We start from the raw sequence: 13,709 nt of genomic DNA on the forward strand, positions 1-13,709 counted from the left end.
GGATGGTTAGCGATTGATAATGACGGTAACAAGCATGTTAGACAATGTTTTGAGAATTGCCACACGCCAAAGTCCTCTTGCACTCTGGCAGGCACATTATGTTAAGCAGCGCCTGGAAGCCTGCCACACCGGATTACGCGTTGAGCTGGTGCCAATGGTTACGCGTGGCGATGTCATACTGGATACGCCGCTGGCCAAAGTGGGCGGAAAAGGTCTGTTTGTCAAAGAGCTGGAGCTGGCATTGCTTGAGAACCGCGCCGATATCGCCGTGCATTCGATGAAGGATGTGCCCGTTGAGTTCCCGGAAGGGCTGGGGCTGGTGACCATCTGCGAGCGCGAGGATCCGCGCGATGCGTTTGTCTCTAATCGATATGACTCGCTCGATGCGTTGCCGGCAGGCAGCGTGGTCGGCACGTCAAGTTTACGCCGCCAGTGTCAGCTGGCTGAACGTCGCCCGGATCTGGTGATCCGTTCGCTGCGCGGGAACGTCGGCACACGCCTTGGCAAGCTGGATAACGGCGACTACGATGCCATTATTCTTGCGGTTGCGGGCCTGAAACGCCTGGGGCTGGAAAAACGCATTCGCGTGGCGTTGCCGCCGGAGCTGTCGCTGCCCGCCGTCGGCCAGGGCGCCGTCGGCATTGAGTGTCGTCTGGATGATGTGCGCACTCAGGCACTGCTGGCGCCGCTGAATCATGACGATACCGCCGTTCGCGTAAAAGCCGAGCGCGCGATGAATACACGCCTCGAAGGAGGCTGTCAGGTGCCAATTGGCAGCTATGCTGAATTAACTGACGGTGAACTGTGGCTGCGTGCGCTGGTTGGCGCGCCGGACGGCTCGCATATGGTTCGCGGTGAACGTCGCGGCAAACCGCAAGATGCCGAGGCGCTTGGCGTATCGCTGGCGGAAGAGCTGCTGAATAACGGCGCACGTGAAATTCTGGCCGAGGTCTATAACGGAGAGCCCCCTGCATGAGCATACTTGTCACCCGCCCTTCTCCCGCAGGAGAGCAGTTAGTGAGCCGTCTGCGCGCACTGGGGCAGGTGGCCTGGAGTTTTCCGCTGATTGAATTCTCCCCCGGTCGCGAGCTGCCTGAGCTCGCTGACCAGATGCGTCTCTTGCAGGAAGGCGATCTGCTCTTTGCGCTGTCGCAGCATGCCGTGGAGTTTGCCCATGCGCAACTGCAACAACAGGGCGTTCGCTGGCCTCACGCCCCCCGCTATTTCGCCATCGGGCGCACTACGGCGCTGGCCTTACATACCGCGAGCGGAATCGATGTTCGTTACCCGTTAGATCGGGAAATCAGCGAAGTCTTGCTACAATTACCTGAATTACAAAACATTGCCGGAAAGCGCGCGCTTATTTTGCGCGGCAACGGTGGCCGCGAACTGCTGGGCGAGACGCTGCGCGAACGCGGCGCAGACGTGACGTTTGTGGAGTGCTATCAGCGCTGTGCAAAACACTATGATGGCGCGGAAGAAGCAATGCGCTGGCACGCCCGCGGTATTAATACGCTGGTGGTCACCAGCGGTGAAATGTTACAACAGCTTTGGTCGCTGATTCCGCTTTGGTATCGCGAAAACTGGTTACTCCGCTGTCGGCTTCTGGTCGTCAGTGAGCGTCTGGCGAACCACGCCCGGGAACTGGGCTGGCAGGATATTCGGATCGCTGAAAACGCCGACAACGATGCGCTGCTGCGCGCATTACAATAACTCTCAAATGGGAAGCCATAATGACGGAACACGAAAAATCCTCCGCCGTGGTTGAAGAGACCAGGGAGACTGTGGACACCACGTCACAGCCAGAGACGACAGACAAAACCGTTGAGAAGAAAAACGGCAGCAATAAAACCAGCCTCACGCTGAGCGTGATTGCCATCGCGATTGCGCTGGCCGCAGGCGTGGGTCTCTACGGACTGGTGAAGAAACAAGGCACCAACCAGACGGCCACCAGCGACGCGCTGGTTAACCAAATCACTGCCCTACAGAAAGCGCAGGAGACGCAAAAAGCTGAGCTGGAAGGTGTGATCAAACAGCAGGCTGCCGCCCTCGCCGACGCGAACAGCAAACGTGAAGAGTTGACCAAACAGCTGAGCGAAGTGCAGGAAAAAGTCGCCACAATTTCGGGAACCGATGCCAAAACCTGGCTACTTTCACAGGCCGATTTTCTGGTGAAACTAGCCGGGCGCAAGCTCTGGAGCGATCAGGATGTCACCACCGCCGCCGCGCTGCTGAAAAGCGCCGACGCAAGCCTGGCTGATATGAACGATCCGAGCCTCATCAACGCACGCCGCGCTATTACGGAAGATATCGCCAGCCTGTCCGCGGTTTCTCAGGTCGACTACGACGGTATCATCCTTAAGGTGAATCAGCTCTCGAACCAGATTGATAACCTTCAGCTGGCCGATAACAACGACGATGACTCTCCGATGGATTCCGACGGTACCGAGCTGTCCAGTTCCCTGAGCGAATGGCGTATCAACCTGCAAAAGAGCTGGCAGAACTTTATGGACAGATTTATTACCATTCGCCGCCGCGATGAAACTGCCGTGCCGCTGCTGGCACCGAACCAGGACGTCTATCTACGCGAAAACATTCGTTCCCGCCTGCTGGTCGCGGCGCAGGCCGTGCCGCGTCACCAGGAAGAGACCTACAAACAGGCGCTGGATAACGTTTCAACCTGGGTACGTGCTTACTACGATACCAATGATGCAACCACGACCGCGTTCCTTGAGGATATCGACAAGCTGAGCCAGCAAAACATCACCATGAACGTACCGGACAAGCTGGAAAGTCAGCCGATTCTGGAGAAGATCATGCAGACGCGCGTGCGTAACTTGCTGGCCCAGCCGGGCGTTCCGGCAGAGCGTCCGGCTGAAGCACCTGCCGCCGCGCCAGCGCCTGAAAGCGCGCCGCAAGGAGAGTAATGATGCTAAAAGTTTTCTTACTCTTCATCCTGCTGATCGCCGGGATTGTACTGGGGCCGATGCTTGCGGGTCACCAGGGTTACGTATTGATCCAGACCGATAACTACAACATCGAAACCAGCGTAACAGGGCTGGTGATTATCCTGATCCTGGGTGTGGTCGTTCTGCTGGCAGTGGAGTGGCTCCTGCGTCGTATTTTCCGTACCGGCGTACATACGCGCGGCTGGTTCGTTGGCCGTAAGCGCCGTCGCGCCCGTAAGCAGACCGAGCAGGCATTGCTGAAGCTGGCCGAAGGCGACTATCAGCAGGTTGAAAAGCTAATGTCGAAAAATGCCGACCATGCAGAACAGCCGGTTGTTAACTATCTGCTGGCCGCTGAGGCGGCGCAACAGCGAGGCGATGAGGCCCGCGCCAATCAGCATCTTGAACGCGCGTCTGAGCTCTCTACTAAGGATCCGATTCCGGTTGAGATCACCCGCGTTCGTCTGCAACTGGCGCGCAATGAAAACCATGCCGCACGTCACGGCGTTGACCGTCTGCTGGAAATTACCCCTCGTCATCCGGAAGTGCTGCGTCTTGCTGAGCAGGCATATATTCGGACCGGTGCATGGGGCTCGCTGCTGGACATTATCCCTTCCATGGCGAAAGCCGACGTGGGTGATGATGAACATCGTGATGAATTTCAGCGTCTGGCCTGGATTGGCCTGATGGATCAGGCGCGCGCCGATCTCGGCAGCGACGGCCTGAAAACCTGGTGGAAAAACCAGAGCCGCAAAACGCGCCAGCAGGTTCCTCTTCAGGTTGCGATGGCAGAACATCTGATTGAGTGTGACGACCATGACACCGCGCAGGAGATCCTCCTCGACGGTCTCAAGCGACAGTATGATGACCGCCTGGTGATGGTCATCCCGCGTCTGAAAACCAACAATCCGGAACAAATTGAAAAAGCACTGCGCCAGCAGATCAAAACCGTGGGCGATCGTCCGCTGCTGTGGAGTACGCTGGGCCAGTCTCTGATGAAACACGGCGAGTGGCAGGAGGCGAGTCTCGCCTTCCGCGCCGCGCTGAAGCAACGCCCGGACGCATTTGATTACGCCTGGCTTGCTGATTCGCTGGACAAGCAGCACAAGCCGGAAGAGGCCGCAGCTATGCGCCGTGATGGGCTGTTATTGACGTTGCAAAATAACGGAACGCAGCAGTAATTAACAGGAGGCCAGATGGCCTCCTTTTTTTATCTCATTTCTCCTGCTACATTCTTTTAACACTCACCTGCAAACGAACCCGCCAATGTAACGATGTCTTTTCCTTAACTTTTTTTTGCACACGCGCTTACCCGCGTGGAATAAACCGTTTCTGAAAGGATATCGTCATGAACTCGCTTTTATATGCGCTTTTCGAAGCGCTGCGGTGCCATCGCTGGCTCCGCCTGCTGGCCTGCGCCTTTATCTTCAGCTCCCTGGGTAATGGCTTAACTCAGGTTGTTGTTTTCGGATTATTGTTACAGTGGTCAGCCCCGTCAGCGCTGTTAACCCTCGCCTTCCTTTTTGCTACGGTGCCCGGTTTTATCGGCAGCCTGATTGGTGAAAAGCTGTGCCAGCGGTTTTCACCTCTCTACCTGTTGATGCTGACCGAATGGCTGGGCTTGCTCGCCCTGCTCTTTCCCCTTTCAGGCGCACATTACCACAGCATACCGGCGCTGCTTGCGGTGCAATCCACAGAAGCGTTGCTGAGCGGGATGAGCTGGCCTGCGTTAACGCTTCTGTTTAAACGCGGACTGCATGAGGCAGAACTGCCTGCGGCAACGTGTCTGGAAAATGTGATTTTTGCCTCCCAGGTTTTGTTAGGAACCGGGCTGGGTGTGGTGTTGTTCCAGCGCATCCCGGTCTTCGCCTTACTGGTCATCGACGCCGCCAGTTTTATGGGATCGCTGGTCATGCTATTTCTCGCAGAACGCCAGTATGTAGCGCGTCCAGCATCGTTGCCTGTCGGGGACCCTCAACCTGTGGCATTGCGCTGGCAAACTCTGACCCTTCGACAAAAACGCAGTTTGCTGATTTTGCCTGCCCTTGCTGCCGTAGGCTCGCCAGCAATGGCGTTGCTGCCAGCACTGGCGCAGCAGATCAACCCCGAGAATGCCGCTGGGCTTGCGCTGCCCTTGCTTTTTGCCAGAAGCCTGGGACAGCTTTGTGGCCCCTTGCTGCTCAGAAAAGAGAGTCTGACGCGCTTTGCAGCAAGATCGCCTTTGCTACTTAGCTGTCTTGCTCTTTTTCTGGCAGCCTATGGGTTGCTTCCGTTTTTATCCGCATGGGTCGTGCTTGCGCTGGGGATGATCTTTATCGCGCATCTGGCGTCGAATATCGTTTTTGCGGCGGGTACGTTTGGGGTACTGAGTAATTTTCAGGCTATACAGATATCCGCTGCCAGCGGTAAGGCCTGGCGCTGGCAAACGTTGAGCGCTTCCCTTTTTACGGGCCTCGCCGCAATGACGGCGACGATATTGGGAGCGGCTCAGACGCTATATGCTGTCTCTGCTATCGCACTGCTGTTGGTGGCGCTGGTCCTGGCCCATTATCGTGAATAAGGCATAAAAAAACGCCTGCTATAAAAGCAGGCGTTAAAACAGGTCTGTAAGACAACATATTTGGTGCTTCACTCAACGTTGTGTCCATGGTGTCTGATGAGGCCGAAGCGACATCTGTCAGTGGACGATAAGCACCGTAAACGGCTCTGCATCATTCCTGAGTTTATGAGGCCTTAAGGCGAACATAAGAGATGGAATGAGCATCTACACGCATATTATTGCATGTAATGTGCCAGGTTTACACGCAGAACTTTTACATCGCGCAACATTTTAAGATAAAAGGAAATTATGCTGTTAAGAACCGCCTGAAGCCATACAACATCGCGCTAAAGTCGGTGATCTGTCGCCACAAGGAGACAGGTTAAGAGGTAAAATAATAAATACTTAAATATTAATGGTTTATATGTCGCTGAATCGCGACAAGGATGTGGGGTGTTGTCGGGAAATGACTACAGGATAAAAAAACGCAGAAAACAAAAAACCCCGCCGAAGCGGGGTTCAAAATTGGTCGGCGAGAGAGGATTCGAACCTCCGACCCACTGGTCCCAAACCAGTTGCGCTACCAAGCTGCGCTACTCGCCGATGTACTGCTTTTTTGAATTTTTAGTTCAACTCATTAAAAGTCGTGGTGCGAGGGGGGGGACTTGAACCCCCACGTCCGTAAGAACACTAACACCTGAAGCTAGCGCGTCTACCAATTCCGCCACCTTCGCAATTCACAACTCTTTCAATAATGGGGTGGCTAATGGGATTCGAACCCACGACAACTGGAATCACAATCCAGGGCTCTACCAACTGAGCTATAGCCACCACTGTATTCTTTCACGCGGTTCTGACTACTTCTCAGACCACCGCAGCTCTAGCGCCGGGACTAAAATGGCGCGCCCGACAGGATTCGAACCTGAGACCTCTGCCTCCGGAGGGCAGCGCTCTATCCAGCTGAGCTACGGGCGCTTAGCGCCGTTGCGGGGCTGGATATTACGTACCTCCGTCCCCGCTGTCTAGTGCTTTTTTGAAAAAAATGCGCGTTTGGTTATGGTTTGCACATTTTGCCGCTTATTCCTCCACTTTATGGGCGGAGCCACGGCGACCCAGGCCAAAAAGTTTATATGCAGCTGTGACGGCAGCCAGGAAGATCATCCCGACAAACAGCGACATGCGGGTATCTTCATTAAAGTACATTCCAATTAATACGCAAATCAGGAACGCCATCGTCAAATAGTTCGCATACGGGAACAGAATGGAGCGGAACGGATGGCTGGCGATCGCTTTTTTGTGCGCCTGCCGGAAACGCAACTGGCTAATCAAAATGACAAACCACGGTACCATCCCCGGCAGCACGCTGGCGCTATAGACGTAAACAAACACGCGCTGCGGATTTGGGATGATGTAGTTCAGGCAAGAGCCAATCAGCAAAATCACAATCGACACGGCTACGCCCGCCACCGGTACACCTACGCGGGAGACTTTGCCCATCACAGCCGGCAGCTGTTTGTTTTGCGAGAGCGCGTAAAGCATACGCCCACAGCTGTACATTCCGCTGTTACAGCCGGAAAGCGCCGCCGTCAGTACCACAAAGTTGATAATGGCGGCTGCCGCCGTGATGCCAATCTTAGCGAAAGTTAAGACAAACGGGCTGCCGGTGGTGCCGATCTCGTTCCATGGGAAAATGGTCACGATAACGAAGATCGCGCCCACATAGAAAATCAGGATACGCCACAGCACCTTGCCTACCGCGCTACGCAGTGTCACCTGCGGGTTTTTCGCCTCACCGGCGGTAATGCCGATCAGCTCAACGCCCTGATAGGAGGCGACAACGATACAGAGCGCCGTCAGAAAGCCCTTCCAGCCACCCGCAAAAAAGCCGCCGTGCCCGGTCAGGTTACCGAAACCGACAGCGTGCCCGCCGTTACCGAAGCCAAAGAAGATGACACCCAGACCCACAACAATCATCACGATGATGGTGGTAACTTTGATCATCGCAAACCAGAACTCGATTTCACCGTAAAGACGAACGGCGGCAAGGTTCGCCAGCGCCACTAGCCCTACGGCAATAAGCGCAGGTATCCACTGGGCCATCTCCGGGAACCAGAACTGCACGTAGACCCCGATGGCGGTGATCTCCGAAATCCCGACGGCCATCCACATAAACCAGTACGACCAGGCCGTGAGATAACCAAAGAACGGGCTCATATACCGGTGGGCGTAAACGGCGAAAGAGCCCGTTACCGGCTCCAGGAACAGCATTTCGCCCATTGAGCGCATGATGAAGAAGACGAACAGTCCGGCAATAATATACGCCAGCAGGACGGAAGGCCCCGCCCATTTCAGCGTGCTTGCCGAGCCCATAAACAGGCCAACGCCGATAGTCCCGCCCAGCGCGATCAATTCAATATGTCGAGCTTCCAGCCCACGCTGAAGCTCCGGTTTTTTCTCTGCCATAATTCCTCGGTTGTGTTTGCTGTTTCCCGACTTATTGCCGGGTATTGTTTTTGAGGGGTACTGAAATACGGAGCGAATGGTTTCTTAAATTCTGGCAAATGGCAAACAATGCATTAAAAAAATGAATGCATTGCACAGAAATTCAGCAGCTTTGCAGGGGGCGTTGCAGCGCGAACAGCAGATCGCGCTGCATATTGATTACATTTTACCGGTGTAGTGCCAGGCGAGGTAGCGCAGAAGACGAATCTGTCGTTTGATTCGTGTCGGTTGAGAAAGCAGGCGGTAGAGCCACTCCAGCCCCAGGTTTTGCCAGACTTTGGGCGCACGCTTAACGTGGCCGGTAAAGACGTCGTAGGTGCCGCCGACGCCCATATAGAGCGCATCCGGGCTGACCAGACGGCAATCGCGCATTAGAATTTCCTGGCGCGGCGACCCCATGGCGACAGTGACAATTTTCGCCCCGCTGTCGCGCACGCGCTCATATAACGCCTGGCGATCTTCCGGCCTGAAATAGCCATCCTGACTGCCCACGATGTTAACATTCCACTGGTTACGCAGCTTTTGTTCGGTCTGCGCCAGCACCTCTGGCTTGCCGCCGATCAAAAATACCGGTGTGCCTTCAGCGCCTGCGCGTTCCATAAGCCGCTCCCAAAGGTCAGCTCCCGCCACGCGAGACACATTAGCGTCTGGAAACTTTTTACGAATTGAACGCACCACGCTAATACCGTCTGCGTATTTAAACTCCGCGGCTTCAATCAGGCTTTTCACTTCCGCATTATCTTCAACCGCCAGCATTTTTTCTGCGTTGATGGCCACAAGCGTGCCCGATTTCATCTGCCCGTCCGCGAACAGGAAATCCAGCGCGTGCTGCATGTCTCGCCAGCCAATCAGCTGTAGCCCGCGCAGCGCATAACGCGGGGCTGAAGTTGTATCCGTCATGATAATCCCTACTCAGACTTGCGACAGCGTTGTGCTGCCCTGTGGCTCACGTCTGTGCACAAGCCCTGCACTGTCAAACAACCAGTACAGCAGTTTTGCCAGCAGCAGACAGAGTCCGAAAACGACCATAAAGAACACCACGCGTGAGACGAATGAATCCAGCCCCTCGCGCGCCAGAACGATCATATTGAAAATGGCACCGAAACAGAAACTGTGCAAAACAGCGGCTTTGTAGCGGTTGGTCTCTTCGTTACCCAGCGTATATAGCCAGTCGAACCATTTTATTATCAACCCGACCGCGATCGCGCCCGGCAGGATAAACCACGTTCCGCCCATCACTACCAGCGAGCCAATCAGGGTTGGGGAAATCGCCAGGCCCGAATGGTTGTTCAGCACTTCCCAGGTAAAGTAGTTCGCCGTGTTCAGGACAATACCGGGACGGTCAGGCCACAGCCACGTCGGTATAAAGACATAGAAATCGCGAACAATCGGCGCCAGCCCCTGGAATTCGATTTTGTCGTAGTTTTGCAGCAGCAATGCCAGGTTTTCCCACGGCGAGAAGGTGTCGCGCGTCAGATACAGGAAGGTATAAAACGCTTCGTCGCCCGCCACGTTCAGTCCGTAGCGCTTCAGCGCCAGCCAGAACATCCCCACAATGCCAAAGACGCCTGCCGCCGCCAGCATCCACAGCGAGATCCAGCCGCGAATAATGCCGATAAACAGGAAAATCGCGAAGGCGATAATGATGTTGGCGCGGGTGCCGCCGACGATCATGTAGGTCAGAATGCCAAATGCGACGGTGCTGACCAGGAAGAACAGCCAGGCTTTGCTGTCCTGACGCAGGAAAAAGACCACCAGCATCGCCGGAATGAAGAAATAGAAGAAACGCTTGAGCGCGACACCAGAGACTTCGGCGGAGAAAATCTGGCTATAGGACTGTAACTTAAACAGTAAAAAGCCGTTATGCATGAAGAAAATCGCCACGCTGACGAGGGCGATGGTCATCAGCATAACCCACGTCAGATGGGTTTCTACCCGGTTCATGGTAAACAGCGGACGACGGGGTGCGGTGTCTTTCGCCGCGCGCAGGCGCGTTTTATAGGTGACGTAATACACCGCGTAGAAGCAGGTCGCAGAGAGCAGTGCCTGCAACAAGATTTCCGGCGGAGCGACGCCAACATCAAAGCGGAACACGAGGATGCTGGTCAGCGGGAAGCCAAAGAAAAAGGTCAGCAAAAACAGCAGCGAGAAGAAAACGTTGAAGTTAAAACGTACGCGCCGGAACTCAAACCAGGTGAGCGTGGCGATAAACAGCGTGCTCAGCAGCCAGACCACCAGCAAGCCGCTAAATTGCAACTGGCTCATGCGTTGTCTCCTGAAGCAATACGCAGCGCGTGGTGCCACGGCGTGAGGTAGTTCGGGCTGAAAAAGTCGATGCTATTTTTATCCACCAGCGTGAGCTGACGCTGCGCTTCCCGTACTACCTCGACATTAAGCGTGTCAGAGGTAAACAGCACCGGAATATGCTGTTCGGCCATGTCCTGCCAGAACGGATTTTCGCGGTTGAGCACGCACGGTACGCCCGCCTGAATCAGCAGACACAGCGTACCAATCCCCTGCTGACGGGCAAAGATGAAATAGCCCAGATCGCATTTTCGCAGGAGCGCGAGATAGTCATCAAATTCCAGCTTATCGTTGAGAATGTGCAGATTTTCCGCGCTAAACAGCGCAAGCCCCTGCTGGCGAACGTCATTGATGTAGGCGTCGTTATTGGCGGGATAGCCCATCGGCACCACTACGTTCACCGTATCGCCAAACTGCTGATGTACCGCCCGCAGCGCCGCGACATGCTCGTTACTGCGATCGCCGGAATTTCCCACCAGGATGGTCAGTTTGCCCTCACGAATCGCGTCATTCGCCAGGGTGTTCAGCGCCGGATCCATACGGGTCGGAAAATAGAGCAGCTCCCCGCGAACCTTCGGGTGCTGTTTAGCAAAATAGTTGAGATCGCCACGGGTAGCAAAAACGCAGCCCACGCGCGCCTGGGCCAGACGACGCAGCGGATAGAAAAGACGGAATTTCCAGCCACGGGAGACTTCGTAGAGATCCGCTCCCCAGATATGCCAGCTGAACTGGGAAGGTTTTATCCCGCCGCTTAACAGCGCCAGCCACAGGCCAGTATTGAACTGTCCGTGGAAGAAGAAACGCTGGCTTCGGTCCGCTTTAGCTTTCGCGACAACGGCTTTGGTCAGCGCCGCTTTGTCTGGCCAGAAGGTGATGTGCAATGCCGGACACGCCACGCTCAGACCGTTATCGCGTCCAACGACCATAAACTCGCGCGCATCGGGCGTGCCGGATGCCAGTTCATCATTGAAGAAACGTAGAACGGTCTGGTTGTGATGCGGGATATCCGATCCCAGTATGTGTATCAGTGCAGTCATGCGCGTTTACGCCAAAGTAAAAATACGCCGCAACAGGCAGCGAAATAAACGATATAAGTTGCCATATAGGCCTGAGCCGCCCCCAGCGCACCGTGGGTGGGGATCAGCCAGTGAGAAAATGCCGTCAGCAGCGCAAACTGGCCGATCTCTGCCAGGATATACAACCGCAGCGAAGCCTTCGCAATCACCAGATAGCCGAAAACGTATGCCCCCACTTTCAGCACATCGCCGACCAGTTGCCAGGCAAACAGATCGCGCATGGCGGTAAACTTCGCCGAAAACAGCAGCCAGATGGCGAAATCACGCAGTAACCAGACGGTAAAGCTGGCGATCGCAACCGCCGGCAATACAAAACGCAGGGAGCGAAAAATCTCGCGGGTAATATCCTGCCTGGAAGTCAGGCGCGATAAGGTTGGCAGTAAATAGACGCTAAAGGAAGCCGTAATAAATTGGAGGTAAGCATCTGAAATGCTGCTCACGCCCTGCCAGATCCCCACTTCATCCCAGCTGTAATGCGCTGCCAGCAGGTTTCGCATCATCACGTAGGCAACGGGAAGCGTTACCGAAGTGATGAGCGCCATCAGGGTAAACTTACCGAGCTGCCCCGCCAGCATCTTGTCCCACTGCGGTTTCAGGTAACTCAGCGGGACATTGCCTCTGCGCATCAGCATAAACGCTGCCGGAATGACAACGAGCGCAGGCACCAGCGCCAGCCCCAGCAGCGCGCCTTCATAGCCGCCCAGCCGATAGCAAAAGTAGTAGGCGATAACGCCGATGATGCTGCCGAGGATCAGCGCCAGCGCATTCCCGGCGGCATCACGGAAGCCTTTCATCAGCGCCAGCAGCAGGTTTGCCCAGGCGATCCCCATCTGAACGAGCGCCACCAGGCGCACCAGCCCCTGATAATGCGTGTGTCCGAACAGCCCCTGGCTGATGGGTGCCGCCGCCAGCAAAAAGACGACGGCCAGCAACGTAGAGAAGCCCAGCACCATAGCCGAGGAGGTGCCCACCACCGTGCGGAGCTTTTCGGCATCGTCATGATGCTGCGCGACGTATTTGGTGACGCCATTGAATATCCCGGCTCCCGCCAGCACGCCAAGCACCGTGACCAGCTGGCGGAAGTTCCCTGCCAGCCCAACGCCTGACGGACCAAATGAGACGGCCAGCAGCTTGACGACCAGTAACCCGGCGCCAATTTTTACTAGCGTGGACGCTGCCGTCCACACCGACGCTTTTGCCAGAGACATATCAGGCGAAATAACTCAGAAGCGAATTGATCACCGTACGCTGGTTCACCGGCGCGAGGTTGTAGAACAGGGGCAGGCGGAGCAGACGTTCGCTCTCTTTGGTGGTGTAGCGGTCTTCACCGGCAAACATCCCGAAGGCTTCGCCAGCCGGGCTGGAGTGCAGCGGAATATAGTGGAATACCGCCATAATTTCCGCCTCTTTCAGCCAGGCAATCAGCTTGCTGCGATCGTCGTTATCGCGCAGCTTGATGTAGAACATGTGAGCGTTGTGGATACAGTCTGCCGGAATAGTCGGCAGTTCAATACGTCCGGCTTTTGCCAGCGGCTCCAGCGCGTCGTAGTAGGTTTGCCACAGGGAGAGGCGTTGCAGATTGATTCGCTCTGCCGCTTCCAGCTGCGCCCAGAGATACGCGGCCTGCAAATCCGCCATCAGGTAGCTTGAGCCGATATCGCGCCAGGTGTACTTATCCACCTGACCGCGGAAGAACTGGCTGCGGTTGGTCCCTTTTTCACGGATCACTTCCGCACGCTCCACCAGGGCACGATCGTTAATCAGCGTCGCGCCGCCTTCGCCGCCTGCGGTGTAGTTTTTGGTTTCGTGGAAGCTAAAGCAGCCGATATGACCGATGGTGCCCAGCGCGCGACCTTTGTAGGTGGACATCACACCCTGCGCGGCGTCTTCCACCACAAACAGGTTGTGCTTTTTGGCGATGGCCATGATGGTGTCCATCTCACAGGCCACGCCCGCGTAATGCACCGGCACAATCGCCCGCGTTTTGTCAGTGATCGCCGCTTCAATCAGCGTTTCGTCGATGTTCATGGTATCCGGACGGATATCCACAAACACGATTTTCGCCCCGCGCAGGACAAACGCGTTCGCCGTGGAGACGAAGGTGTAGCTCGGCATGATCACTTCATCGCCAGGCTGGATATCCAGCAGCAGCGCCGCCATCTCGAGCGATGCGGTACAGGACGGCGTCAGCAGCACCTTGGCACTGTGAAAACGTTGCTCCATCCACTGCTGGCAGCGGCGGGTAAAACCGCCGTCGCCACAGAGCTTGCCGCTGCCCATAGCCGACTGCATGTAATCAAGTTCAGTGCCCACAACGGGAGGCGCGTTAAATGGAATCAT

At 55.6% G+C, this 13,709-nt stretch carries 11 protein-coding genes and 4 tRNA genes; 5 read left to right on the forward strand and 10 right to left on the reverse strand.

The features are described 5' to 3' along the window. Positions 1–34 precede the first annotated feature (34 nt). The 5 genes from hemC (at position 35) to ACOTZD_RS15300 (ending at position 5,508) form a co-directional block, all read left to right on the forward strand. Positions 35–976 (forward strand): hydroxymethylbilane synthase, encoded by a 942-nt coding sequence (gene hemC / locus ACOTZD_RS15280; protein ID WP_032634371.1) that lies wholly within the window; start codon positions 35–37, stop codon positions 974–976. Further along, positions 973–1,713 carry a uroporphyrinogen-III synthase gene (gene hemD / locus ACOTZD_RS15285; protein WP_003860818.1) on the forward strand — a complete coding sequence of 247 codons (741 nt, stop codon included), beginning with the start codon at positions 973–975 and terminating at the stop codon, positions 1,711–1,713. Before hemC ends, hemD begins: the two co-directional genes overlap by 4 nt. A gap of 20 nt (positions 1,714–1,733) precedes the next feature. Beyond that, entirely contained in the window at positions 1,734–2,927 is a 1,194-nt protein-coding gene (hemX, locus tag ACOTZD_RS15290) for a uroporphyrinogen-III C-methyltransferase (protein ID WP_174402207.1), read from the forward strand. Between the two features lie 2 nt (positions 2,928–2,929). Beyond that, positions 2,930–4,129, forward strand: coding sequence for a protoheme IX biogenesis protein HemY (gene hemY / locus ACOTZD_RS15295; protein ID WP_174402214.1), 1,200 nt, complete (start codon positions 2,930–2,932; stop codon positions 4,127–4,129). A gap of 167 nt (positions 4,130–4,296) precedes the next feature. After that, positions 4,297–5,508, forward strand: a complete 1,212-nt coding sequence (locus ACOTZD_RS15300; RefSeq protein WP_045332950.1) for a hypothetical protein — start codon at positions 4,297–4,299, stop codon at positions 5,506–5,508. Between the two features lie 505 nt (positions 5,509–6,013). On the opposite strand, the gene ACOTZD_RS15305 is transcribed toward ACOTZD_RS15300, so the two are convergent. The 10 genes from ACOTZD_RS15305 to rffA form a co-directional block, all read right to left on the reverse strand. Then, positions 6,014–6,090 (reverse strand) — tRNA-Pro (locus ACOTZD_RS15305). Positions 6,091–6,134: 44 nt separating this feature from the next. Further along, positions 6,135–6,221, reverse strand: a tRNA-Leu gene (locus tag ACOTZD_RS15310). A 21-nt stretch (positions 6,222–6,242) separates the two neighbouring features. Then, positions 6,243–6,318 (reverse strand) — tRNA-His (locus tag ACOTZD_RS15315). 67 nt (positions 6,319–6,385) lie between these two features. Next, positions 6,386–6,462, reverse strand: a tRNA-Arg gene (locus ACOTZD_RS15320). Between the two features lie 102 nt (positions 6,463–6,564). Then, positions 6,565–7,950, reverse strand: a complete 1,386-nt coding sequence (thrP, locus tag ACOTZD_RS15325; protein WP_023315180.1) for a bifunctional threonine/serine APC transporter ThrP — start codon at positions 7,948–7,950, stop codon at positions 6,565–6,567. A 198-nt stretch (positions 7,951–8,148) separates the two neighbouring features. Further along, the gene (gene wecG, locus ACOTZD_RS15330; protein ID WP_022646653.1) at positions 8,149–8,889 is read right to left on the reverse strand and encodes a lipopolysaccharide N-acetylmannosaminouronosyltransferase; all 741 of its coding nucleotides are present in this window, start codon (positions 8,887–8,889) and stop codon (positions 8,149–8,151) included. A gap of 12 nt (positions 8,890–8,901) precedes the next feature. Continuing rightward, complete coding sequence (wzyE, locus tag ACOTZD_RS15335) at positions 8,902–10,254, reverse strand: ECA oligosaccharide polymerase (protein ID WP_023323983.1); 1,353 nt, start codon at positions 10,252–10,254, stop codon at positions 8,902–8,904. Next, complete coding sequence (locus ACOTZD_RS15340) at positions 10,251–11,330, reverse strand: TDP-N-acetylfucosamine:lipid II N-acetylfucosaminyltransferase (RefSeq protein ID WP_050871029.1); 1,080 nt, start codon at positions 11,328–11,330, stop codon at positions 10,251–10,253. The genes wzyE and ACOTZD_RS15340 overlap by 4 nt, the downstream gene beginning before the upstream one ends. Continuing rightward, the gene (gene wzxE / locus ACOTZD_RS15345) at positions 11,327–12,577 is read right to left on the reverse strand and encodes a lipid III flippase WzxE (RefSeq protein ID WP_045341204.1); all 1,251 of its coding nucleotides are present in this window, start codon (positions 12,575–12,577) and stop codon (positions 11,327–11,329) included. The genes ACOTZD_RS15340 and wzxE overlap by 4 nt, the downstream gene beginning before the upstream one ends. A gap of 1 nt (position 12,578) precedes the next feature. Continuing rightward, positions 12,579–13,709: a dTDP-4-amino-4,6-dideoxygalactose transaminase gene (rffA, locus tag ACOTZD_RS15350; protein ID WP_032608214.1), complete on the reverse strand. Its 1,131-nt coding sequence runs from the start codon at positions 13,707–13,709 to the stop codon at positions 12,579–12,581.

Source organism: Enterobacter cloacae complex sp. SHL022 (genome assembly GCF_049237785.1).
Taxonomy (GTDB): Bacteria; Pseudomonadota; Gammaproteobacteria; order Enterobacterales; family Enterobacteriaceae; genus Enterobacter; species Enterobacter hormaechei_C.

Coding starts and splice junctions, on each gene's coding strand:
- hemC (WP_032634371.1), top strand. CDS start 35: ATGTTAGACAATGTTTTGAGAATTGCCACACGCCAAAGTCCTCTTGCA.
- hemD (WP_003860818.1), top strand. CDS start 973: ATGAGCATACTTGTCACCCGCCCTTCTCCCGCAGGAGAGCAGTTAGTG.
- hemX (WP_174402207.1), top strand. CDS start 1,734: ATGACGGAACACGAAAAATCCTCCGCCGTGGTTGAAGAGACCAGGGAG.
- hemY (WP_174402214.1), top strand. CDS start 2,930: ATGCTAAAAGTTTTCTTACTCTTCATCCTGCTGATCGCCGGGATTGTA.
- ACOTZD_RS15300 (WP_045332950.1), top strand. CDS start 4,297: ATGAACTCGCTTTTATATGCGCTTTTCGAAGCGCTGCGGTGCCATCGC.
- thrP (WP_023315180.1), bottom strand. CDS start 7,950: ATGGCAGAGAAAAAACCGGAGCTTCAGCGTGGGCTGGAAGCTCGACAT.
- wecG (WP_022646653.1), bottom strand. CDS start 8,889: ATGACGGATACAACTTCAGCCCCGCGTTATGCGCTGCGCGGGCTACAG.
- wzyE (WP_023323983.1), bottom strand. CDS start 10,254: ATGAGCCAGTTGCAATTTAGCGGCTTGCTGGTGGTCTGGCTGCTGAGC.
- ACOTZD_RS15340 (WP_050871029.1), bottom strand. CDS start 11,330: ATGACTGCACTGATACACATACTGGGATCGGATATCCCGCATCACAAC.
- wzxE (WP_045341204.1), bottom strand. CDS start 12,577: ATGTCTCTGGCAAAAGCGTCGGTGTGGACGGCAGCGTCCACGCTAGTA.
- rffA (WP_032608214.1), bottom strand. CDS start 13,709: ATGATTCCATTTAACGCGCCTCCCGTTGTGGGCACTGAACTTGATTAC.